The following is a 21,555-nucleotide window of genomic DNA, read 5'->3' on the forward strand; positions in this document are numbered from 1 at the left end:
GAGGTTTGATATGAGGAAAGAAAACGTGACCATTCGCCCAATTCAGTATACAGATCGTCAGTTTCTGTTAAAATGGTTGACGACAGCAGATGTTCTTGCTTTTTATGAGGGAAGAGATCAATCATTTACAATGGAAAAGATCGAAAAAAAGTTTTTTAATGAAAAGGAAAGAGATCGCTGGATAGGGGAAGTGGATGGAGCACCAATGGCCTATCTTCAATCCTATCGATTAACAACGAACGATAAGAAAAAATACGGTTATTCACCTTCTATATCAGCAATAGGTATGGATTTATTTATCGGAGAAGTGTCTTTCTGGAACAACGGTTACGGGACTGATCTAGTCAACATGCTAACAGAAGACATAAAAGGAAAAAGTCCTGAAACGATTGTAACGGTCGATCCAAGAATTGAAAATGAGAGGGCTATTGCTTGTTATAAAAAGTGTGGGTTTACAATCATACAGCGACTAGAAAAAAATGAGTGGCATGAAGGAAAATGGCACGATGCGTATGTTATGCAAAAAAGCTAAAATGGCCGATTATTATTTCTTGGGAAATGATTGGATAGGATAAAATTAAATAACCAGAGCATTGTTCAGTTGAACAATCTCTGGTTAAACGTCATGATAAAAGTTCTTTTGCAAGTAAACGATACACATTTAAGCGAGCTTCAAATGAATACTGGTTGCTATTAACCATGACTTCATCAAAACCAAATTCTTCCTTTTCTTTAAGAAGTTGTTCACTTACCTCTTTTGGTGTGCCGACAAGGTGGAGCGCTCGGTTTTTTTCTAAGATCGCTTTATCCATTTCTGTTAGTGGATAGGCTTGGGCGTCTTCAGGACTAAATGTCTGTGGCATTTGCCCACGCATTAAAAATAAACGTGATAAATCAATGGGCAAAGCGAGATACTCTGCTTCATCTTTTGTTTCTGCAACGGTTACAGCATAGGAAACATTGATCTCTGGCTTCGGCATAAAGTAAGACGGTTCAAAGTAATGACGATACGTATCAAATATTTCTTTCGACATCTCCCCATTAAAAAACTGCGCAAATGAGTAGCCAACCCCTTGTTTCCCAGCCTGTCTAGCACTATTTCCGCTTGAACCTAACAACCAAGCTTCAGGTAGCTTGACTTCATGAGGTGTAGCAATGACTTGATTGTATAGTGGATCATTTGTTTTTTGATCGTTTAGCAATTGAAGAGTCGTTGCTAATTTATCATATTGATCGTCTGGTATAGAGGCACGACCTTGTGCTAATGCTTGTATAGAAAGATGGTCGCCGCCAGGTGCACGACCAACGCCAAAGTCAATTCGATCTGGTGCAAGAGCACTTAATGTTTTAAAAACCTCCGCCATTTTCAAAGGGGAATAGTGCATCATCATGACACCACCTGTGCCAAGTCGGATGCGGTTGGTAAGCGCAGCGAGGTGGGCGATCGTCACTTCAGGTGCTGAACTGGAAAGAGATGTTGCACTATGATGTTCTGCCATCCATAAACGGTGGTAACCTAGCTCATCACCTAGTTTTGCTAGATCTTTTGTGAACTGTAAGGCGTCTGTTGAAGTTGAGCCTTTTGGGATAGGCGCTTGATCAAGAATGCTTAATTTCATAAGAAATGACTTCCTTTCGTTTTCACTGTAGAGCACTATAACATAGAAGCTTTAAAAACCAAATTTAACTGCTCAAGAAAAAAATGAACGATTTCGTCGTTCAAACGTATAACAAATGTAGAACTTGTAGGGGTGGTGTCATGGAAGAATCGCAAGAGAGCACGATCAAGAAAGCGCAAAAGGGTGATGATGACGCTTTGGCCTTATTATTAAAGACGCATTATGAAAGCGTCTATCGCTTTTTAGTGAAAATTACGCTTAATCCTGAGTATGCCCAAGACTTAACTCAGGATACGATGACAAAAGCCATTGTAGGCATCCAAAGTTACAATAGAAAAAAAGCAAAGTTTTCAACGTGGCTGTTTCAAATTGCTACAAATCTTTTTTTAGATAAAAAACGAAAGAAAAAGCATGAAGACCAATACGTGCAAATGCAAAAGCTGCAATGGTCAATGAAGCAAGAGTCAAAAGACGACTGGATTGATGTTCAACACGTCTTAGCAAAATTAGATGAAAAGAAGCGGATTCCACTACTGTTAAAGCATTATTATGGATATAGTTACGAAGAGATTAGTCAAATTTGTCAAATCCGTGTTGGAACAGCGAAGTCGAGAGTGAATAGTGGTCTCGAACTCGTAAGAAAGGAGTTATCAGGTAATGAGCCAAGAGGATAAACGATTTAAAGACGGTCTAGATCAATTAAACCGTATTTCCTATGAGGAACCATCAACGGCTGAGATGCTGCACCTTGTTAAGGAAACGAAACGTAAGCAGCGACGAGAAGCCTTACTATTCATTGTCGTAACGCTCTTATTAGTAAATGGGGTGGTCTTTTTACTGGCAAACGTGCCGATTGTCTTTTTAAGCATTAATATCGCGATGCTGGCAATCATTCCAGCTATCGGCATATTAGCAATTATAGGTGGTTGGAGGGAAAAACATGAACAATGATATTGAGCAATTGTCAGAAATACCGATATGGGCATGGATCATCCTTGGGGTCGTCCTTTTATCGCAAAGCATCTATTTATTTTTTAAAAGTCGACAACATGGACAGTGGAAATGGTTTTGGGGGATCTGGGGTGTGACACACTTCCCGATGCCATTGGTCACCTATTTTATTTGGACCTATTGGTTAAAGTCTAAATTCAAACAACGAGGGGGCACAAGACATGAATGAAGTCATTGAAATCATCCAATTGTTTTTACCGCTTATTCTTGTACAAGGATTACTAATGATTGTGGCTTTTATTGATTTGTATCGCCGTGCACACACGAGAGGTCCAAAATGGATTTGGGTTCTCATCATTGCGTTTATTAATTTATTTGGTCCTATTCTTTATTTTTTATTTGGGAGGGAGAAAAAACGTGACGATTGAAGTAAATGCCCTTACGAAAGAGGGGAGAATGAAAGACGTGACGTTTCAAATTGCTACAAACGAAATTACGGCACTGATTGGAGAAAATGGTGCAGGAAAGACAACGTTGTTACATTTAATTGCTGGGAATTTACACCCCTCATCGGGTAGCGTTCAGTTTAGCGGATACCGGGAAAGAGATATTCGTTCTACGATTGGCTTTCTTCCACAATTTCCTGCCTTTCACCTTTGGATGACTGGACTTGAGTATTTGACTCATATTGGAAGGTTATTTGGTTTAGCAAAAAATCAAGCTCATGAACAGGCTTTGACATTGTTACAGCTTGTTCATTTAAACGCAAAAGACAGACAGCGTATTGAAACGTATTCTGGAGGAATGAAACAACGATTAGGTATTGCCCAAGCGTTAATTGGAGACCCAGGCATTTTATTGCTAGATGAGCCTGTATCGGCTCTAGACCCAATTGGAAGAACAGAGGTGATGGAGCTACTTTTACAGCTGAAAACAGGTCGCTCTATCCTCTACTCGACCCATGTTCTTCATGATGCCGAACAAATTAGTGATGCGTATGTGCTGATGCATAAAGGCGAATTGATAACTGCCGACACCATGACTTCATTCAATAATCAGAGCGAGACTATTTTAGAAATTGAAACAATCGACCATGAGCGCCTAAGTAAACGTATTACGCAATGCTATCCTCACTGGATTGTTCGTAATAAATTAAATTTTCTTGAAATAAAAACAAAGAATGAAAAAGAACGTGCTGATATAGCTATATTAGAGCTCTTAACAAACGGTCACTATCAGTTCTCAGCAATTCGTAAACGGAAAAAAACGTTGGCCGATTTATTTCGGGAAGCGGTGAGAGGATGAATCATTTGTGGGCATTAATGAGTAAGGAAGGATTAGAGGCATGGCGTCACTATAAGTTGTTATGGCTACCGGCATTATTTATCATCCTAGGTGCGATGCAACCTCTCACTTATTACTATATGGAAGATTTATTAACCTTACTTGGAGGTTTGCCAGAAGGAGCACTTTTTTCATTTCCTAACCTAACTGGAGAGCAAGTTTTAATCGATACGCTCAATCAATTCTCTCAAATAGGTATGATAGCTGTTGTGTTGTCTGTAATGGGGGTGTTTGCCTATGAGCGAAAATCAGGAGAAGCAATGCTCGTTCTCGTTAAGCCAATACCACTATGGTCCTATTGGTTATCAAAATGGATCATTGCAATCATGTTGGTCAATCTAAGCTTTGTTGTAGGGTTCATTACAGCGAACTATTACATTTTTCTTTTATTTGATGCTATTTCTTACTCAACATTGGGATTCATTATGATGATCTACAGTTTATGGGTAACGTTTATTGTGACAGGAACACTAATGATTGGAACCTTTGTAAAAAGTACTGCTGTAGTGAGTGTTGTAAGTATTTTAAGTGCCTTTATCGTGATGTTTTTCCCCGTTCTATTTGGAGAGGGAGCGATGTGGACACCAGCAGGACTAATCGTTCTAGTTGAAGACATACTACTTAAAAACGAATTCTCAATAAAACCCATTCTTGTCACCATGATATTTATTAGTTTCTTTATGATTATAGGAATAAGAACGATCTACCGAAAAGACTGGCGTATGTAAAAGGAGCACCTAGGCCTAATGCCCCTGGTGCTCTTTGTATATAGGAAAGGTAACGTGTACAAACGTCCCTTTTCCTAACGCACTATCATAATGAATCGTACCGTTGTGCTGTTCAATGATTTTATGACTAACGGTTAACCCTAATCCAGTGCCTTTTTCTTTTTGAGAAAAGAAAGGCTCTCCTAAACGTTGGACCCGTTCTTCTGTCATTCCATGACCATCATCTGCAATGTTTATGGTAATCGATTGATTGGTTTCATCAAGATCGATCGAAGCAGAGATTTGACAGGCACTCGCTTCTGTAGCATTTTTAATAACGTTAATAAATAACTGCTTAAGCTGATTTTTATCTCCATATACATACAGCGGTATTGGTTCCGTAAAGTGAAGGGTCGCCCCATGTGCTCTCGCTTCAGAAGAAAGGAGCTGTACAACATCAGACAAGACTTGTGAAACATTGGTTTGTGTAAAAATAATCTCCTGTGGGCGCGAAAGAACAAGCAGCTCGCTTGCAATCATATTAATCCGTTCTAATTCATCCAGCATAATTCTGTGGATTGGATTTTCTTCTTTACTTTGTGATTGAAACAGTTGGACAAACCCTCGTAGTGAAGTAAGTGGATTGCGTATTTCGTGTGCAATTCCGGCTGCGAGTTCACCAACAACAGCAAGTTTTTCTGTAGTTCGTAGTTTCTCTTCTGCTTCAATAATTGGAGTGATATTATTAGCATACCCTGTTATACCTACAAGTTCATCGTTAATGATAATAGGAACAGAGGCGCAATTTACAATTACTTTTTTTCCTGTTCGATGCTTGATTTTAATTTCACTACACTGGACGACTTCACGATTCGTTATAACACGGTGAAATTTTAATTTAAGGCGAACGTGATCTTTTTCATCAACAAAATCTATCAATGGCTTACCGATTCCATCTTCTTCATTATAACCAGTAACATGCTTAAAATGTTTGTTCAAATTTGTGATTTTACCAGAAAGGTCAATCATATAGACAAGCTCGGGGCTATGTTCAAACAATGCTTTATATCGTAATTCACTTTCAGCTAATTTTTGTTTAGCTGTAATGCGCTCTGTAATGTCTCTTCCTACAACGATCAGGGCTTTCCGATCACCTGCTTCAGTAAATAAAGGTGTTTTAATCGTATCAAACACTTTTGTTTTTCCATTTTGGAGAGGGATCGTCTCTTCGCTTCTTGTAGTATGTCCCCGTTCCCACGTTCGTTCATCTGATTCATTAGCGGCAAGAAGTTCGTTTTCATAAAGAGGCTGTTCTTCGGCTAATTGGCTATTGGTTTTGCCCACATAGTCAATCTGATGCAATTGATAGAGCTGAAGAGCAAATTGATTTGATTGAATCCAGCGGCCGTCAGCATCCTTAAATGTAATGAAATCTGGAATCGAGTTTATGAGGGTTTCAACTTTTTCTTTTTCCTCGGTTAAAATGTTAATTTTTTCTGATTTGTTCAATAAAAAATAGATAAACACACTTGTCGCAATGATAAATACGATGCCTTTTATTTTTTGATAAAAGGAATATAATTCAGGTTCCCATCTTAGTAATAAGTAGTCAGTTCCAATAACCCAAATAAGACTAACAACAACAAATAAAGTAATAATTTTTCTTTTTGATTTCATCCCAGTGTCCACCTTTATCCAACCTATCGAAATAAGAGTACCTGCTCTTAAGCAGAAAGACAACCGCATTTGAAGAAGTCTGTCAATTTTTGTCGACTTTTTACAACTAAGCGAACATAGAGAGGGGAAATGCAATGAGTAATCAACTACCACCAGAGCATTTGCAGCAATTTGTCGGTGGCAATTTTGAAAGTGTGGGAAAAGAGTTTTTACAGCTTTTTCAACAATATGGTCACTTAAAGCCAAATGAACATGTTTTAGACGTTGGAAGTGGTGTAGGAAGGATGGCGCTACCGCTTTCAACTTATTTATCAGACGAAGGGTCGTATAAAGGGTTTGATATATCGAAAGAAGGAGTAGAATGGGCAAAAAATAATATTGCAGCAACGCATAACAATTTTCAATTTGATCATGTTGATATTTACAATCATTTGTACAATCCGAATGGAACCTTAACATCAACAAGTTTTACGTTCCCATATTCGGATCAGTCATTTAACTTTGTTTTTTTAACATCAATTTTTACGCATTTAATGGAAGAGGAAATTGCGCATTATTTAAGCGAAATTGATCGCGTTCTAAAAGAGGATGGTACCTGTTTATTTACAATGTTTATCGTCAATAAAGAAGCACAAGAATGCATTCAAGCCGGCAAGAGTACCATTCAATTTCCGTTTCAGGTAGGGGAAGCATACATTGAGAATGAAACATATCCGAATGCGGCAGTAGGATATGATCTTCCTAAAATGGAAGGGTTAATTAACCAAACGAATCTAGAAATCAAGGAGTTAAAGCTCGGAAGCTGGTGTGGGCGAACAACGTATACAACTTACCAAGACTTACTTATTCTCAATAAAAAGAAGCAGTAGACGTTTGTCTACTGCTTAAAGTTTGCTAACAGAAACTGTCTCGTGGTTTTGGAACCGATAGTCCAAACATGGGTCGAAGTTTGAGAGCTAAAAACGTCCCGGCAATTGCCATAACGCCCCATATGTACCCATGAGCACTAAACGATGCTATACCACCAAAATACGCGCCAACGTTACAACCAAAAGCAAGTCGTGCGCCATAGCCCATTAGTAATCCTCCGATTACAGAGGCCGCAGCATTTTTAGCTGTAATTTTAGTAAGAGTAAACAATCCACCAGCCGCAGATGCAATAAACGCGCCTAAAATAACGCCAAAGTTTAAAACGGTCGTGGTATCTGCAAAAATAGATGCATGCAACGCTTCCGTGCTTCCTTGCCAGTAACCCCAACTCTCTACGTCAAAGCCAATTGCATCAGCTGCTTTTGAACCCCATAACGTAAATGCTGACGTGACGCCCCATGGTGTTCCACGAGTAAGTAACGTTAACGCATTAAGTACAGCAAGGACAATCGCTGCAGTAAATAAAGGCCATGAGCCTCTGAAAATACGTTTCCAACCAACTGCTGAAGGAACTGCAGCCATTTTTGGTGGGTTCTTTTTCTTTTCAATCAGAATCGTAATCCATGCAATAACCGCAAAAATAAGAAGAGATACAATGAGTGCACCGCCATAGCCAAGTCCTGTGGATGTGGCTAATGAAAAAGGTTCTGCAGCCGGCATATCTTCCATCCAAAAGTTAAAATGAGCGGCGCCAATTGTGGAACCGATAATAAAGAATAGCAACGTAATAAACATGACGGAACGACCGCCACCAACTGCGTAAAGCGTGCCCGAAGCACAGCCGCCACCAAGCTGCATGCCGATACCAAATATAAAAGCACCTACAAGTAAACTAACGCCGACAGGAGATACATAGCCATTTGCATCTGCACCAAAGAACGTTGTCCCAACCGCAAGGATCGGTGCAAATAGCAAGCATGCAACTGCAAGCATAAGCATATGAGCGCGAAGAGATTGTCCATTCCCGACAGATGCTAATCTTCTAAAAGCTGACGTAAAACCAAAACGTGCATGAAATAATGTGAAGCCAAGCCCAATGCCGATAACGGCTAACAAGGGTTGAACAATATGTTGAGTAATCGCTAAAAAGACCGTTAAAATGACAGAAACAAGTATACCAATGATCACTAAAAGACGTTGTGGTGGATTTAAAGGTTTTGTTTCTTCTTGTTGTGCAACAGTAGCCACTTCATCACCTTACCCTATTAAATTTATCCGAAAAGGATTTTTTAATCTTAGACAAAACAAACGAGTGTGTCAAGACAAAAACTTCCTGTACAGGATTGTCTCATCTTTTTATCATGTGACTCGTTATCAATAAGATTTGTTATTAGTCAAAAACCATTCATGATTTAGTAAAAAAAATACCAAGGCAGGTGGCCTTGGTATATCGATTAATTTTCTAACCAGCTGTCAACAAGCTCGCGATTGTCTTCAATCCATTGTCTAGCGGCTTCCTCGTCATCATCAAGTTCCGATTGTAATTGAAGAAGTTCACCAAGATTGTCATCATCGAACTGGGCATTATTTAACCACGTAATGATATCGGCATGTTCTTCAGCTAATCCATCACGAGCAATGTAGTAAATATCGTCTGGTTCGCCATAGATACCATCTGGATCGTCAAGAAATTTCATATCGTACTCACCTAGTGTCCAGTGTGGGCTCCAAAGTGTAACGACAATAGGCTCTTCATTTTGATAGGCACTTTCAAGTTCAGCAACCATTGCTTGTTCAGAAGATGCTGCAAGTGTAAAGTCTTCCAAGCCATAATGAGGAATGATGTCATCTTCCGTCACGCTCATTAAAGCAGAACCCGGATCAATCCCCATAATTTCACCATTTACGTCATCATATGCATCGGGTAAGTCCTCTATTGAGTTCACGTCTTCCATATATGTAGGAACAGCAAGTCCTAATGTCGCACCCTCATACAGAACACCATCTTCTTGCACATCAATATCTTCTGTTTCCTCATCAATATAATTTTGATCGGTGAAAGGTAGCCATGCATTAAAGCCAATATCAAAATCACCTTGTTCTGTACCACTAAATAAAAATGCTTTTTCAACAGAGGCTAATTCAACATCGTAGCCCTGTTCTTCTAATAGTTGTTCCCAAACGTGGGAGAATGCAATGGCTTCAGCATACAAATTATAACCGATCTTGATTGAACCAGAAGATTCACCATCGTTGTTATCGCTTCCACAAGCGCTTAAAACCGTTACAGCAGCTAGAGGAATCGCGAAAAGTTGCAGTTTCTTCATGTTTGTAAGTCCTCCTTCTAAAATAGACGCAATTTCTACCATATCATATTGTTTCATAGGAATCATCATTTATGCATAGATAGGTTTTTTAAAGAAGGAGTTTGGGAATACAATAAAAAACTCGCCAAACGACGAGGATAATTAAGAACGATAGACTTTATTTACATGCCAATGCATTTCAGGAAATGTATTAGAGTTTAGTTTTGAAGCAAAAAGATCTGCATGTTCATAAGAGGAGAATAGTTTGTCAAAAGGTGTGGAAGTGTTTTTTAATGATTGCGTTTGACCATCAACAATGCGGGTAACTGCGTACATGTAAATGGCTCCTTTCCTCTTGTTCTTACTTGTTAGTATGACATATCAAATTAAGAAATTCATTACTAATTTTCTGAAAAAATGCGTAGGTTTTGTTAGTTTTTGTAGAAAGTGCATTAAATTAATGGAGGAAAGTCGGAATCACGAATTCTTTAGTAGCTTTCATAAAAAAAAGAGAAAGGATGATGAAAATTGGAGACAGTTATCTGGATTATTATTGCGATTGTGGTGTTTGCGATATTAGCTGGGGTTACTAAGGCAATTTTACGAATTGTATTTAGTTTAGCGGCCGTTGCAGCAGTCGTTTTTCTTGTTTGGCAATTAGTTAGTGGACTATAGCGATGGTTTCAATGAAAGAAGAAGGTGGGTTCAACTAGTAATGCTGTCACATACATAAGCAAATGGACATGCACATAAAAACAGGAACCGATAAAACGGCTCCTGTTTTTATGCTGTTTCTGGTACTAAGACTTCTATAAAACTAGGTAATATGTCAATTGTAACAGGTAAAGAAATGCCAGTTTCTCCATCAATGTTTGTACTAAGAGGAGCTTCTGCTGATATAGAAAGGTGCTTCGCTTTAAACGCATGAACATGCTTGCTATTCTCTAAATTCCCCGTTAGAAGAGAAGTACCTACTGCAGCCGTATTCACTAAATTTGTATCTTGAATAATAAAGCAGTGTAAGTAGCCATCGTCAATTTCCGCTGAAGGGGCAAGTTGTTCAAAGCCACCAACTGAATTCGTTAATGCAGCTATAAATAGGAGTGCACTTCCTTCCCATGATTGGTCGTCATACTTAATGTGTATCGTGCTAGCTGCATCGCCAGTAATGGTTTTAAATCCTTCTTTCACATATGCAAAAAATCCTAATTTGGATTTCTCTTTTGACGGCACTTCTGATAAAGAAGAAGCTAAACGACCTGCTGCAACGACGTTGACAAATAACTGGTCATATACTTTCCCTAGATCCGCCATGCGAGTTGTACTAGATTGTAAACTTTGAATGGCTTTTTCAGGTTGGAGAGGAATATGGAGTGCTCGAGCGAAATCATTCACGGTTCCTAATGGAATAACAGCGAGCTTAGGTTTATGAGTACTCGACATAAACCCATTTATCGTTTCATGTAGTGTACCGTCCCCGCCAGCTGAAACAACAAGGTCGTATTTCTCTTCGCATGCCTCGATACAATAAGTTGTTGCATCAAACTCTTTTTTTGTTTCGCGTACTTCAACCGTATAATCGTGTTCTTTTAACAATTCTGCCGCTTGTTCCGTGTAGGAAAGGGCGTCTTCTTTTCCTGAACTTGGATTAATGATAATCATCGCACGTTTCATTTTTTACACCTCACTATGTTCTCTTACTAGGTATTTCCTTATTTCTCTCATATCTAACCTAAAATTGCACGTTTTTGAAACCAAATTAAAAAGCTTTCGTAGTATACTTGAGTAGGAAGGGGAGAGTTGATGTTTTTTTGGATTTTAATTATGGCGCTGTCTTGCTTGAATTTAAACCCACGAGAATGGATTCGTGGACTAAAACAGATGCCAAAACAATGGTTAATAAGCCAAGTTCTTCGATATGGGATTGGGCTTGTACTCAGTTTTATTATTATTTATATTTTTCTTGTGGATCGTTCGTTAACTGGGTTTTTAAATACGTTCGGATTTATCATAGCGATCAATTTAATTGTTTCAGGCTTTTTTCAAGCGACAAAAGGACTGTCAACAGCGACAAAAAAGAAAAAAGTACAGAAGTTAAAAAAAGCAAACATTCCTATGGCGCAAGCCGGCATTGGAATTGCCCTTTTTATTGGCTTAATTATTATGAATGTCGTGTATCCACTTACGATTACGCAAGATTTAGCGAACTTAGGTGAAATTGAAGTATCCACCGATTCGATTGATTCCGTTACGGAGGAAAGCGTTCGATCGGTTCCTCATTCATACGCACGGTATAAGTCTGAGATTGTTTTCGGAAACATTGAAAACTACTCGTTCTATGAGTTAGGAGAGTCAGCCATTCAGCGGATTGATGGAGAACTCTTCTGGGTTTCGCCAATTGAATATTCAAGTGTTTGGAGATGGATTAGAGCCGACAGTGCGCCTGGTTATGTAATGGTCAGTGCAGAAAATCCAAATGCTGAAGCTGTACTTGTGGATGACTATGAAATGACGTATGTTCCAAGTGCGTTTTTAGGAGACAATTTAGAGCGCCACATTCGAAGTGTCTATGGTGATGTCATATTAATTGATTATTCGTTTGAACCAGATGATGAGGGAAATCCTTACTATGCCTATTCGTACGCATACTATGATCATTATCGAAGTGCACCAAAAGCCGATGGAGTGATTTTAGTTGATCCGGTATCTGGTGAGATGGAGAAGTATGATTTAGGAGAGCAACCTGAATTTATAGACAATGCGATTCATTACTCACTCGCTCTTGACTATGCTTATTGGTTTGGTACATATAGTAACGGTCTACTAAACTCGATATTTGCAAAAGAGGGTGTGCATCAACCGACGAGTGAAGAAGAAATGATTGGTGTTATTGGACCAGATGGCAATATGTATTGGATGATTGATCATATGAGGCCGAATCAGGAGAGTAATGCCATGGTTGGTTTTACCATGGTTAATGCCCAAACTGGTGAAGCAACTTATTATGCAGGAACATCTGGTATGACTAACGCTAGAGGTGCTAGAGATGCAGTGAATCGCTCGTTCCAGCGTGAGCAATGGGAAGGGACACAGCCTGTTCTATATTCCATCTATGACAATTACACGTGGGTTGTACCTGTTGTCGACCAAAGCGGATTGATGAGGGAAATTGCAATGGTTCATGCAGAGACTTCAAGTGTAGCAACAGGAACATCAAGAGAGGAAGCGTTCCATCACTATCGCCAGATGTTAGCAAATGATTTAGGAACAGATGATTATATTCCGACAAATCTTTTAGAAGAATTAGAGATGGAAGGTACGGTCTATCGTGTTAGTCAAGCGTCTAATGCCCGCTACATCCAAGTGCTGCTTGATGGTGAAAGTCGTGTCTTAGAGTTTGATATCACTGGTAATGCAGCTGCGGTCTTCATTCAACCTGGGGATGAGATTGAAGCAACGGTCAACGATACAGGTGAAAGTGTCTTACCTGTCTTAGAGTTTGAGAATGTAACGATCGATGATGAATTTGGTGAAATTGAAGAGTTTGAGCTAGAAGATGAAACGGAAGAAGAATCAAGTGAAGAAACTGAAGCAGAAACGTCAGAAGAATAAAATGGTCGAACAGAAACGCGCCGCATGGCGTGTTTTTGTTTTTTTTGTGAAAGTTGATAGAGTCCATATAATTTTGTGAAGAATGCCTATGACTAGCCTGATAATGTTTAAATGAAGAAGTAAGACGCCGAGAAACAGTCATTCGCATTTTTCCAAATAAGGAAGTGCCAGTTTGTTAATCGATGCAGTGCTCATGGACATTCACGAAAACTGGCTTGACTCTACTAGAAAATATATTGAATGAAATCAGGGTGTATGTAGACCTTATTTTTCTCTTATGTCTTACTCATTAGCGCTGATGTCGCGCTTGTTCCTGTGGTGAAAGCGTCCATACCGCACGATAAGTGATGAATATCATTTGAATTGATCGTGACATTTTTGGATAACAGGTGACCGTTTTTAGACAGACCTACTCAAATGATAAAAGCAGTGTATCGTGATTTTACACAGATACCTGGAATTGATTTGAATGTTCTTGAACTTTATTAAAAAACGATTAAAAATAATCTTACTAATTTAAAGGGAAAGTGGTTTTCTTTAGAGAACTATAGAAGAAGCTATGAATATTTCCCAATACATGAAATCATTTAAAGAATTAAATAATTATTGTGTTAGGATTTGATTTTTTGTATCGTTGTACATAGCTTTTTTAATTTTACATAAAAGGGGGGTCGAAATGGATAATCCTGTTCTTCAGATAAAAAATTTACAAACGACTTTCCAATCTGGTAGAAAATCAGTACCCGCTGTTGATGGTGTCAGTATTCATCTAAATAAGGGAGAAGTTGTAGGGATTGTAGGCGAATCCGGATGTGGGAAAAGCGTGACATCTTTATCCATTATGCGGCTTATTCCGAGTCCACCTGGGAAAATAAGTAGGGGTGAAATTCTATTTAACGGTGAAAATCTTGTGAAAGCTTCGAATAAACGAATGAAGCAAGTAAGAGGAAAAGAGATTTCAATGATTTTTCAGGAACCAATGACTTCATTAAATCCATTATTTACAATTGGAAATCAGCTTGTTGAAGCGATTCGAAATCATCATACGATGTCAAAAAAAGAAGCGTTGGAAAAAGCGATTGGTCTAGTCGATATGGTAGGAATTCCTCGACCAAGAGAAATTGTGAATAGTTACCCTCACCAATTATCAGGCGGGATGCGACAGCGGATTATGATAGCGATGGCCATGTCCTGTGATCCTGAAGTATTAATTGCAGACGAACCTACTACAGCTCTTGATGTTACGATTCAAGCACAGATCTTGGATTTAATGAGAGACTTAAATGAAAAAAAAGGAACAGCTATTCTTTTCATTACACATGATTTGGGAGTGGTCGCAGATATTTGCCATCGTGTTGTCGTCATGTACGCTGGACAAGTCGTTGAAGAAGGTACTGCTCGTATGATTTTAAAAGACCCCAAGCATCCATACACAAAGGGGTTAATACGATCGTTGCCCAACATGGCAGAAAAGCAGCAGACGCTTTATTCTATACCAGGAACCGTGCCACAGCCAGGTTCTGTTACACAAGGGTGTCGGTTTGCTGATCGGTGTGAATTTGCTTTTGACGCTTGTTTCTTCGAAGATCCAGCCTTATTCGATCTAGAAGAGGGCCGCGCTTGTCGCTGTTTGTTATACAAGGAGGAACAAGAAAGTGTCGGTTAAACCATTACTCGAAGTAGAGAATTTGAAGACGTATTTTGATATTAAAGGCGGTGCTTTATCGAAAAAAGTAGGCGAAGTGAAAGCCGTCGATGGCGTATCGTTTTCAGTACAAGAAGGAGAGATTGTCGGGATTGTGGGGGAGTCTGGTTGCGGAAAATCCACAACAGGAAAATCAATTCTACGTTTAATCGAACCGACTTCAGGTAAAGTGCGTTTTAATGGTGAAAATATTCTAGAACTATCTGGAGAAAAAGTTAGAAAAATCAGAAGAGACATGCAAATTATATTTCAAGATCCGTATGCATCGCTAAACCCACGTCACAAAGTTGGGAAAATTATCGGCGAACCAATGTTAATACACGGTATTGGAAATAAAGCAGAACGAAAAAAAAGAGTCGAAGAGTTGCTTGAAAAAGTGGGCTTGCGTAAGGAGCACGCCAATCGTTATCCACATCAATTCAGCGGCGGACAGCGCCAGCGAATTGGTATTGCAAGAGCCCTTTCGGTTCACCCTAAACTCATTATCTGTGATGAACCGGTATCGGCACTAGATGTTTCCGTACAATCGCAAATCCTTAATCTTATGGAATCCTTAAAAGACGAATTTAAATTAACGTATGTATTTATTGCCCATGATTTAAGCGTTGTAAAACATATTAGTGACAGAGTCGGAGTGATGTATTTAGGGAAAATGGTTGAGCTCGCATCCAGTGATGCGCTGTACGAAACGCCTATGCACCCTTATACAAAAGCACTGTTATCGTCTGTACCAATTCCTGATCCTGATCAGAAATCTGAACGAATGATTTTAAAGGGAGATGTACCAAGTCCTTCGAATCCACCAAGTGGGTGTACATTTCACACAAGATGTCCTTATGTAATGGATGTATGTAAATCAGATATTCCGGCATGGAGAGAGGTAGCTACAGATCATCATGTCGCATGTCATTTATTTAACGATTCAACAAAAGAGGAGCGTATTCAATGAAAAAAACGAAGATGAATTTAGTTTCAGTGTCTTGCTTAGGGCTACTACTTTTAGCTGCATGTGGAGGAGATGAAGACACATCAAGTGATGGAAACTCAGATACAAATGATAATGGAAATGGAACAGAACAGGCAGACGGAGGCACGTTAATTTTTGCACGAGGAGGTGACTCTCAAGGTCTTGATCCAGGTGCAGTCACAGATGGTGAATCGTCGCGCGTAACGAAACAAATCTATGAAACATTGATTGAGTTTGATGAAGATTCCTTCGAACTAACAGAAGGGCTTGCCACAAGTTGGGAGCCAAGTGAAGATGGATTAAATTACGTATTTACTTTAAGAGAAGGTGTAACGTTTCACGATGGAACCCCGTTTAACGCTGATGCTGTAAAGCTTAACTTTGAACGTTGGGCTGATGAGAATCATGAGTATGCGTTCAGAGAAGACGGCTATACATATAGTGTCTACGGTACATTATTTGGACTAGGTGATGAACATGTTATTGACGAGATTAACGTCATAAACGATTACGAAATTGAGTTCGTTCTTAATGAACCACTTGGAGCCTTTCTACAAAATGTTGCGGCTAGTTATTTTGGAATTATTTCCCCAGCAGCTTTAGAAGAACATGGATCGAATATTGATGAGAATCCAGTTGGCACAGGTCCTTTTGAATTCGTGAGCTGGCAACGAGATTCAAGTATTGTTCTTGAAAAAAATGAAGACTATTGGGAAGAAGGACTCCCTCACTTAGATGGCGTGACGTTCTCAGTTATTGGCGATAACTCAGCTCGACTTTCTTCACTTTTGTCAGGAGACATTGATATCATGGATGGTCTTTCGCCGGATGATATTTCTCAAATCGAAGGTGCAGACGGGTATGAAGTGTTTGAGCGTGTGCCAAACAATATCGGGTACCTCGGATTTAACACGGAAGTAGAGCCATTCGATGATCCGCTCGTTCGTCAAGCGTTTAATCATGCGATCAATAAAGAAGACTTAATTACAGCTGTTTATGGTGGACAAGCGACAACAGCAGTAAATGCGATTCCAGAAGATTACCTCGGTCATAATGATGAGATAGAAGACTATGAGTATGATTTGGAATTAGCGCAAGAATTATTAGCGGAAGCGGGTCTTGAAGACGGGTTTGAATTTGATCTTTGGACGATGCCTGTTCCTCGACCATATATGCCAAATCCAATGCGTGCTGCAGAACTCATTCAAGCTGAATTAAGTGAGTTAGGGATTACAGCAAACATTGTTGAAAAAGAGTGGGCTGTGTATTTAGAAGAAATTGAGCTTGGCTACCATGATGTGTTTATGCTTGGCTGGTCCGGCGTAAATGGTGATGCTGATTACTTCTTAGGAACGATCCTTCATACAGATGGTATTCCAGGAAGTAACCAAACGTTTTATAGCAATGAAGAAGTAGATGCACTGTTAGACGAGGCAAAACGAACGGTTGACCCAGATGAGCGTGCTTCGTTGTATGAGGAAGCTCAAGTACTTATTCATGAAGATGCACCAATGGTTCCTCTTGTTCACTCTAAGCCTGTATTAGCTGGATCTAGCTCGATTTCGGGCTATGTCCCTCACCCATCAACAAGTGAAAACTTAAAACACGTTTCGCTTACAAACGAATAACATCGATAGGAGGCGGCAGCAATTATGCTGCTGCCTTCTCTATCAAAAGAAGAGAGGTGAAACGGTGTTTTCCTATATGTTAAGAAGGGTCGCACTATTAATTCCAGTATTAATTGGAATGACAGTCGTTACGTTTTCAATTATTTGGCTTATTCCAGGAAATCCAGCACAAACGATTCTAGGAGAACAAGCTTCTCCACAAGCGATTGCAGAATTGGAAGAGCAGCTTGGACTAAATAACCCTTTTTGGGTGCAATATGGAACGTACATAGGAGATTTACTTACAGGCGATTTAGGCGTTTCAATGCGAACAAATAATGAGATTATCTCGGAAATTTGGCCTTACTTAGCGGCGACGATGGAACTTACCTTTTTTGCCATGCTGTTCGCCATCATTATTGGTGTAAACGCAGGGATCGTAAGCGCTTGGAAACAGAATTCGTTTTTTGATTATGCATGTATGCTAATTGCGTTAGTTGGCGTATCAATGCCTGTTTTTTGGCTTGCTTTAATGGAGCAATGGATTTTTGCTCAAGAGTTAAACTGGTTGCCGACAGTAGGACGAAGTGATCCACGTAACCCAATTGAACCAATTACTCATTTTTATATTGTTGATACGCTTATACAAGGTAATTTTGATCAAACGTTAACTGCAATACGCCACCTAGTGTTGCCGGTTATTGCGCTTGGAACCATTCCAATGGCAATTATTGCGCGGATGACTCGTTCAAGTATGCTTGAAGTATTGCGATCTGACTACATTCGCACTGTTCAAGCAAAAGGATCTGGTCAAGGGGTTGTGATTTACAAACACGCGCTTAAAAATGCGTTTATCCCTGTATTAACCGTTGTTGGATTACAAGCAGGTGCCCTCCTTGGTGGGGCTATCTTAACTGAAACTATCTTTAGTTGGCCAGGTGTTGGGCGTTACATCTATGAGGGAATCTCTTATCGCGATTATCCAGTAATTCAGTCCGGCATCTTAATTGTTGCCACGATTTTTGTGTTTATTAATCTCATTGTCGATCTCCTCTATTCGGCTATCGACCCAAGAATTAAATACTAAGGAGGAACAAGAGATGGAATCAAGACCAATGGCGACTCAGCCACATCAGCGTCCTCCTTCAAAAGAAGAAAAAACAAGGTCGCTTTGGGGAGATGCACTGTACCATTTATTTAAGAATAAGTTAGCGCTTGTAGGAGCGATTATTTTATTTATCTTTATTTTACTGGCGATTTTTGCGCCCGTTTTAACTCCGTATACGATTGATAAGACAGAACCAGCAATGCGCTTAATGCCGCCTTCTTCTGATCATTGGATGGGGACTGATGATTTAGGTCGAGACGTTTTCACTCGTGTAGCCCATGGAGCAAGAATTTCGTTGTTAATTGGTTTGTTTTCAATAAGTGGCGCATTACTTATTGGGACAAGTCTTGGGTTAATTGCCGGATTTTATGGACGTTGGATTGACATGCTCATCTCAAGAATTTTTGATATTATGTTAGCATTTCCAAGCATTTTGCTTGCGATTGCCATAGTGGCGATCTTAGGGCCGTCCTTGCAAAATGCCATGCTTGCTATTGCGATTATTAACGTGCCTATATTTGGTCGGATCGTTCGTTCGAAAGTCATTAGCTTACGAGCAGAAGAGTTTGTTCTTGCTGCGAAAGCGCAAGGAATGAAAAACGGTCGTATTATGTTCCATCACATCTTACCGAACAGTATGGCACCGATTATTGTGCAAGCGACACTTGGCTTTGGTATCGCAATTATTGAAGCAGCCGCCTTAGGTTTTTTAGGCATGGGGGCTAGTCCACCAACACCAGAATGGGGTAGAATGCTCGCTGATTCAAGAGGTTATATTCAAAGTGCCTATTGGACCGTTTTATTTCCAGGGTTATCAATTATGCTTGTTGTATTAGGTTTCAATATGTTAGGAGACGGGTTAAGAGACGCGCTCGATCCGAAAATGAAAGATCAAGGATAAAACGATATGAAAACGGACATGGACTTGGTTCATGTCCGTTTAACGTTTGCGACGTAAACAAAACTGGAAGGAGCAAAGGCGATGTGTTTATCAATCTATTTTGTTCGACATGCTCAAGCGACTGGTCAAGAACGTCATGCACAATTGACGAAAAAAGGACATGAGGATGCTCGGGCTTTAGCAAATTATTTTCACAACAAGAACATCAAAAGAATTATATCCAGCCCTTATTCAAGAGCTGTCTCGACGATTAAACCAACAGCAGAAACGTTAAGTTTGCCGATTAAAGAGGATGAGAGGTTAATAGAACGATGTTTGAGTCCGACCCCAATGGAAGATTGGCTGACCCATCTAGAAAGAGGTTTTAAAGACTATTCTTATAAGCTTAAAGGTGGAGAATCTTCCTTAGAAGCTCAATCACGTATTCTGTCTGTCATAAACGGCATGACAGACCATACGGTTATTGTTAGTCATGGAAATCTATTAGCACTATGCTTCCAATCGATCGCGCTAATAGATGGTTACGAACATTGGAAGCAAATGAAAAATCCAGACGTGTATCATCTATATCTCAGTTCTAGCACGATAGAAAAAGTGGATTGGAACAGTTAAGCCGTTTTAATTGTTGTCAACTCTTCCAGGTCTTCTGTTAAATGCCTCGTTGCCCGTTGCAGTCTAGAAGAGATTTGATTAAGCGTCTCCCAAGTTTGATCTTGCTTGGCTACAGCAAGAGACACTGAGCTGGTTCGCTCATTTAATAAATGCACAATTGAAGCGAGTTCATTAAGCGACTGCTCAAAAGTTGTGCCGTAACTAGAAATTTCTGTCGACAGCTGCGCTGATTTTCCACTTTCTACATGGGTTGTTGTTGTGTATTCGTTCATTTGTTTAAAGATACCGTTCAGCTCAATCATTTGTGTAGAGCCTTCTTTTACAGCGCTTGAGTTTCGCTTTAATTCCTTGTCCACTTGTGTAGTACGATTATTAATGGATTCTGTCATCGATTCAATTCGCTTTGCATAATCCGTTGTTTGCATTGATAATTTTCGAATTTCGTCAGCGATAACCGAAAACCCTTTTCCCGCATCACCAGCGCGAGCCGCTTCAATTGATGCATTTAAAGCGAGCAAATGTGTTTGTTGCGCGACGGTTTGAATATGACTAAGTGCTTCTGAAATCTTGCTATTTTGAGCATTCACTTCGAAAAAAGATGCTTCGAGCTGGGTAGCGTTATGTTGAATTTGATTCATTTTGGTCATGGCATGTTCAACGCTTTCTTTACCTTGAACAATGGATTGCTGATTTTCTTCCGCAATCGCAAATGTTTGCTTTGTTTGAGCCAGAATTTCAGTTAATTTTGATTGCAATGTCACGAGCATATTGCGGTTGTCGTCTGTTGCTTGTTGATACTGTTTTGCTGAATTGGATACATACGTAACCGTTTCAGTTAATGTGGATGTGGCTTGTTGTGCATCACGGACATCATCTTCTAATTGATTCGAACTTTGTAGTACGTCCGTTGACGTTTTTTGGACACGAGTAAATAAATTTGAGACGAGTTTTTCATGGTTTTCACGCTCTTTTTCTGCTTGCATTGTCACTCGATTTCGTTCATATAGTTGAACGAGAATAATGGAACTAGTGGCGATTAAGAAAAAGGCATGGATGAGAAGAAGTGTAAATGGATAATTATCGGTTCCGCAAATGAGCTCGGGAAAAGCAAAATAACCAAGAAAATGTTGAGCAGCAAAAATGGCAGTACTTATATAGATAAGGATTGGCATGCTAAAGTACGCTAAGCTTGCAAGTACCATGAATATGGAAAAATGATATTCCACTAATCCGTCCCCCATTGCAATAATGGAAATACTGCCTAACGTCAATGTCAACATGAGTAAATATGGAATGATGGTTGAAGCAGGTTTTTTCATAATTAAGTAGATGGATAGGAGCAGGAGGAGAATAGGTAGCGCAAAGAGAATCGTACGAAGCGTCTCGTAAGGTTGCTCAGTTGTGTGAATCGTTGAAAGAAGTAAATATGTGTCAAACCAACCTACATGTACGTGTAAAAAATAGACAAAGATAGAGAAGAGAACGACTAGAGTACTAAAACCAAGCATTATTCTGTTTTTGTTTTGATTCATTGTTTAAATGACCACACTTTCTTTAGGTGTAAAAGAC

The 21,555-nt window shown here is 39.5% G+C and carries 23 protein-coding genes and 1 pseudogene; 17 read left to right on the forward strand and 7 right to left on the reverse strand.

Going from position 1 to position 21,555, the window contains the following annotated elements; genetic code table 11:
• The first annotated feature begins 10 nt into the window (after positions 1–10).
• A complete protein-coding gene (locus tag ABC361_RS06130; protein WP_413073179.1) occupies positions 11–532 on the forward strand; it encodes a GNAT family N-acetyltransferase in 522 nt (173 codons plus the stop codon).
• 91 nt (positions 533–623) lie between these two features.
• Here ABC361_RS06130 and ABC361_RS06135 read toward each other — a convergent pair whose 3' ends face one another.
• Positions 624–1,619 carry an LLM class flavin-dependent oxidoreductase gene (locus ABC361_RS06135; protein WP_413073180.1) on the reverse strand — a complete coding sequence of 332 codons (996 nt, stop codon included), beginning with the start codon at positions 1,617–1,619 and terminating at the stop codon, positions 624–626.
• A 140-nt stretch (positions 1,620–1,759) separates the two neighbouring features.
• On the opposite strand from ABC361_RS06135, the gene sigY reads away from it, so the two are divergent.
• Genes sigY through ABC361_RS06165 form a run of 6 tightly spaced genes read left to right on the forward strand, consistent with a single transcriptional unit; the run spans position 1,760 to position 4,642 of the window.
• Positions 1,760–2,293 (forward strand): RNA polymerase sigma factor SigY, encoded by a 534-nt coding sequence (gene sigY, locus ABC361_RS06140; RefSeq protein ID WP_413073181.1) that lies wholly within the window; start codon positions 1,760–1,762, stop codon positions 2,291–2,293.
• Complete coding sequence (locus ABC361_RS06145) at positions 2,277–2,570, forward strand: YxlC family protein (RefSeq protein WP_413073182.1); 294 nt, start codon at positions 2,277–2,279, stop codon at positions 2,568–2,570. The genes sigY and ABC361_RS06145 overlap by 17 nt, the downstream gene beginning before the upstream one ends.
• Complete coding sequence (locus ABC361_RS06150; protein WP_413073183.1) at positions 2,560–2,799, forward strand: sigmaY antisigma factor component; 240 nt, start codon at positions 2,560–2,562, stop codon at positions 2,797–2,799. Before ABC361_RS06145 ends, ABC361_RS06150 begins: the two co-directional genes overlap by 11 nt.
• Entirely contained in the window at positions 2,792–2,998 is a 207-nt protein-coding gene (locus ABC361_RS06155; RefSeq protein WP_413073184.1) for a PLD nuclease N-terminal domain-containing protein, read from the forward strand. Before ABC361_RS06150 ends, ABC361_RS06155 begins: the two co-directional genes overlap by 8 nt.
• On the forward strand, positions 2,988–3,875 hold the full coding sequence (locus ABC361_RS06160) for an ABC transporter ATP-binding protein (protein ID WP_413073185.1): 888 nt from the start codon (positions 2,988–2,990) through the stop codon (positions 3,873–3,875). Before ABC361_RS06155 ends, ABC361_RS06160 begins: the two co-directional genes overlap by 11 nt.
• Positions 3,872–4,642, forward strand: a complete 771-nt coding sequence (locus ABC361_RS06165) for an ABC-2 transporter permease (protein ID WP_413073186.1) — start codon at positions 3,872–3,874, stop codon at positions 4,640–4,642. The genes ABC361_RS06160 and ABC361_RS06165 overlap by 4 nt, the downstream gene beginning before the upstream one ends.
• A 15-nt stretch (positions 4,643–4,657) precedes the next feature.
• On the opposite strand, the gene ABC361_RS06170 is transcribed toward ABC361_RS06165, so the two are convergent.
• A complete protein-coding gene (locus ABC361_RS06170; protein WP_413073187.1) occupies positions 4,658–6,298 on the reverse strand; it encodes a PAS domain S-box protein in 1,641 nt (546 codons plus the stop codon).
• 134 nt (positions 6,299–6,432) lie between these two features.
• Here ABC361_RS06170 and ABC361_RS06175 point away from each other — a divergent pair, with 134 nt between their 5' ends.
• On the forward strand, positions 6,433–7,167 hold the full coding sequence (locus ABC361_RS06175) for a class I SAM-dependent methyltransferase (RefSeq protein WP_413073188.1): 735 nt from the start codon (positions 6,433–6,435) through the stop codon (positions 7,165–7,167).
• A gap of 25 nt (positions 7,168–7,192) precedes the next feature.
• Here the strand turns inward: ABC361_RS06175 and ABC361_RS06180 are convergent, their stop codons facing one another.
• From ABC361_RS06180 to ABC361_RS06190, 3 genes are all read right to left on the reverse strand, one after another.
• Positions 7,193–8,416, reverse strand: a complete 1,224-nt coding sequence (locus ABC361_RS06180; RefSeq protein WP_413073189.1) for a YeeE/YedE family protein — start codon at positions 8,414–8,416, stop codon at positions 7,193–7,195.
• A gap of 206 nt (positions 8,417–8,622) precedes the next feature.
• Positions 8,623–9,495: a glycine betaine ABC transporter substrate-binding protein gene (locus ABC361_RS06185; protein ID WP_413073190.1), complete on the reverse strand. Its 873-nt coding sequence runs from the start codon at positions 9,493–9,495 to the stop codon at positions 8,623–8,625.
• Positions 9,496–9,636: 141 nt separating this feature from the next.
• Positions 9,637–9,810 carry a hypothetical protein gene (locus ABC361_RS06190; protein WP_413073191.1) on the reverse strand — a complete coding sequence of 58 codons (174 nt, stop codon included), beginning with the start codon at positions 9,808–9,810 and terminating at the stop codon, positions 9,637–9,639.
• Positions 9,811–10,002: 192 nt separating this feature from the next.
• Between ABC361_RS06190 and ABC361_RS06195 the strand changes: the two genes are divergently transcribed.
• Positions 10,003–10,149 carry a hypothetical protein gene (locus ABC361_RS06195; protein ID WP_413073192.1) on the forward strand — a complete coding sequence of 49 codons (147 nt, stop codon included), beginning with the start codon at positions 10,003–10,005 and terminating at the stop codon, positions 10,147–10,149.
• Between the two features lie 108 nt (positions 10,150–10,257).
• Here the strand turns inward: ABC361_RS06195 and ABC361_RS06200 are convergent, their stop codons facing one another.
• On the reverse strand, positions 10,258–11,148 hold the full coding sequence (locus tag ABC361_RS06200; protein ID WP_413073193.1) for a diacylglycerol/lipid kinase family protein: 891 nt from the start codon (positions 11,146–11,148) through the stop codon (positions 10,258–10,260).
• 129 nt (positions 11,149–11,277) lie between these two features.
• Between ABC361_RS06200 and ABC361_RS06205 the strand changes: the two genes are divergently transcribed.
• The 8 genes and pseudogenes from ABC361_RS06205 (at position 11,278) to ABC361_RS06240 (ending at position 19,986) form a co-directional block, all read left to right on the forward strand.
• Complete coding sequence (locus ABC361_RS06205; RefSeq protein WP_413073194.1) at positions 11,278–13,086, forward strand: hypothetical protein; 1,809 nt, start codon at positions 11,278–11,280, stop codon at positions 13,084–13,086.
• Between the two features lie 107 nt (positions 13,087–13,193).
• Positions 13,194–13,330: pseudogene (locus ABC361_RS06210) on the forward strand (transposase); the annotation flags it as partial.
• A 432-nt stretch (positions 13,331–13,762) separates the two neighbouring features.
• The gene (locus tag ABC361_RS06215) at positions 13,763–14,752 is read left to right on the forward strand and encodes an ABC transporter ATP-binding protein (protein ID WP_413073195.1); all 990 of its coding nucleotides are present in this window, start codon (positions 13,763–13,765) and stop codon (positions 14,750–14,752) included.
• Complete coding sequence (locus tag ABC361_RS06220) at positions 14,742–15,740, forward strand: ABC transporter ATP-binding protein (protein ID WP_413073196.1); 999 nt, start codon at positions 14,742–14,744, stop codon at positions 15,738–15,740. The genes ABC361_RS06215 and ABC361_RS06220 overlap by 11 nt, the downstream gene beginning before the upstream one ends.
• Positions 15,737–17,386: an ABC transporter substrate-binding protein gene (locus ABC361_RS06225; protein ID WP_413073197.1), complete on the forward strand. Its 1,650-nt coding sequence runs from the start codon at positions 15,737–15,739 to the stop codon at positions 17,384–17,386. The genes ABC361_RS06220 and ABC361_RS06225 overlap by 4 nt, the downstream gene beginning before the upstream one ends.
• Positions 17,387–17,462: 76 nt before the next feature.
• Positions 17,463–18,452, forward strand: coding sequence for an ABC transporter permease (locus tag ABC361_RS06230; RefSeq protein ID WP_413075729.1), 990 nt, complete (start codon positions 17,463–17,465; stop codon positions 18,450–18,452).
• A 13-nt stretch (positions 18,453–18,465) separates the two neighbouring features.
• A complete protein-coding gene (locus ABC361_RS06235; protein WP_413073198.1) occupies positions 18,466–19,374 on the forward strand; it encodes an ABC transporter permease in 909 nt (302 codons plus the stop codon).
• 81 nt (positions 19,375–19,455) lie between these two features.
• Positions 19,456–19,986: a histidine phosphatase family protein gene (locus ABC361_RS06240; protein WP_413073199.1), complete on the forward strand. Its 531-nt coding sequence runs from the start codon at positions 19,456–19,458 to the stop codon at positions 19,984–19,986.
• Here ABC361_RS06240 and ABC361_RS06245 read toward each other — a convergent pair.
• Positions 19,983–21,518: a methyl-accepting chemotaxis protein gene (locus tag ABC361_RS06245; RefSeq protein ID WP_413073200.1), complete on the reverse strand. Its 1,536-nt coding sequence runs from the start codon at positions 21,516–21,518 to the stop codon at positions 19,983–19,985. The two genes, ABC361_RS06240 and ABC361_RS06245, sit on opposite strands and share 4 nt — an antisense overlap.
• Positions 21,519–21,555 lie beyond the last annotated feature (37 nt).

Origin of the sequence: Shouchella phoenicis, from assembly GCF_047238345.1 — a bacterium.
Taxonomy (GTDB): domain Bacteria; phylum Bacillota; class Bacilli; order Bacillales; family Bacillaceae_D; genus Shouchella.

Excerpts from the sequence above, each read along its gene's own strand:
- ABC361_RS06135 (WP_413073180.1), bottom strand. The coding sequence starts at position 1,619 with ATGAAATTAAGCATTCTTGATCAAGCGCCTATCCCAAAAGGCTCAACT.
- ABC361_RS06155 (WP_413073184.1), top strand. The coding sequence starts at position 2,792 with ATGAATGAAGTCATTGAAATCATCCAATTGTTTTTACCGCTTATTCTT.
- ABC361_RS06245 (WP_413073200.1), bottom strand. The coding sequence starts at position 21,518 with ATGAATCAAAACAAAAACAGAATAATGCTTGGTTTTAGTACTCTAGTC.
- ABC361_RS06145 (WP_413073182.1), top strand. The coding sequence starts at position 2,277 with ATGAGCCAAGAGGATAAACGATTTAAAGACGGTCTAGATCAATTAAAC.
- ABC361_RS06170 (WP_413073187.1), bottom strand. The coding sequence starts at position 6,298 with ATGAAATCAAAAAGAAAAATTATTACTTTATTTGTTGTTGTTAGTCTT.
- ABC361_RS06230 (WP_413075729.1), top strand. The coding sequence starts at position 17,463 with ATGTTAAGAAGGGTCGCACTATTAATTCCAGTATTAATTGGAATGACA.
- ABC361_RS06215 (WP_413073195.1), top strand. The coding sequence starts at position 13,763 with ATGGATAATCCTGTTCTTCAGATAAAAAATTTACAAACGACTTTCCAA.
- ABC361_RS06165 (WP_413073186.1), top strand. The coding sequence starts at position 3,872 with ATGAATCATTTGTGGGCATTAATGAGTAAGGAAGGATTAGAGGCATGG.
- ABC361_RS06175 (WP_413073188.1), top strand. The coding sequence starts at position 6,433 with ATGAGTAATCAACTACCACCAGAGCATTTGCAGCAATTTGTCGGTGGC.
- ABC361_RS06235 (WP_413073198.1), top strand. The coding sequence starts at position 18,466 with ATGGAATCAAGACCAATGGCGACTCAGCCACATCAGCGTCCTCCTTCA.
- ABC361_RS06240 (WP_413073199.1), top strand. The coding sequence starts at position 19,456 with ATGTGTTTATCAATCTATTTTGTTCGACATGCTCAAGCGACTGGTCAA.
- ABC361_RS06190 (WP_413073191.1), bottom strand. The coding sequence starts at position 9,810 with ATGTACGCAGTTACCCGCATTGTTGATGGTCAAACGCAATCATTAAAA.
- ABC361_RS06225 (WP_413073197.1), top strand. The coding sequence starts at position 15,737 with ATGAAAAAAACGAAGATGAATTTAGTTTCAGTGTCTTGCTTAGGGCTA.
- ABC361_RS06150 (WP_413073183.1), top strand. The coding sequence starts at position 2,560 with ATGAACAATGATATTGAGCAATTGTCAGAAATACCGATATGGGCATGG.
- sigY (WP_413073181.1), top strand. The coding sequence starts at position 1,760 with ATGGAAGAATCGCAAGAGAGCACGATCAAGAAAGCGCAAAAGGGTGAT.
- ABC361_RS06185 (WP_413073190.1), bottom strand. The coding sequence starts at position 9,495 with ATGAAGAAACTGCAACTTTTCGCGATTCCTCTAGCTGCTGTAACGGTT.
- ABC361_RS06205 (WP_413073194.1), top strand. The coding sequence starts at position 11,278 with ATGTTTTTTTGGATTTTAATTATGGCGCTGTCTTGCTTGAATTTAAAC.
- ABC361_RS06200 (WP_413073193.1), bottom strand. The coding sequence starts at position 11,148 with ATGAAACGTGCGATGATTATCATTAATCCAAGTTCAGGAAAAGAAGAC.
- ABC361_RS06130 (WP_413073179.1), top strand. The coding sequence starts at position 11 with ATGAGGAAAGAAAACGTGACCATTCGCCCAATTCAGTATACAGATCGT.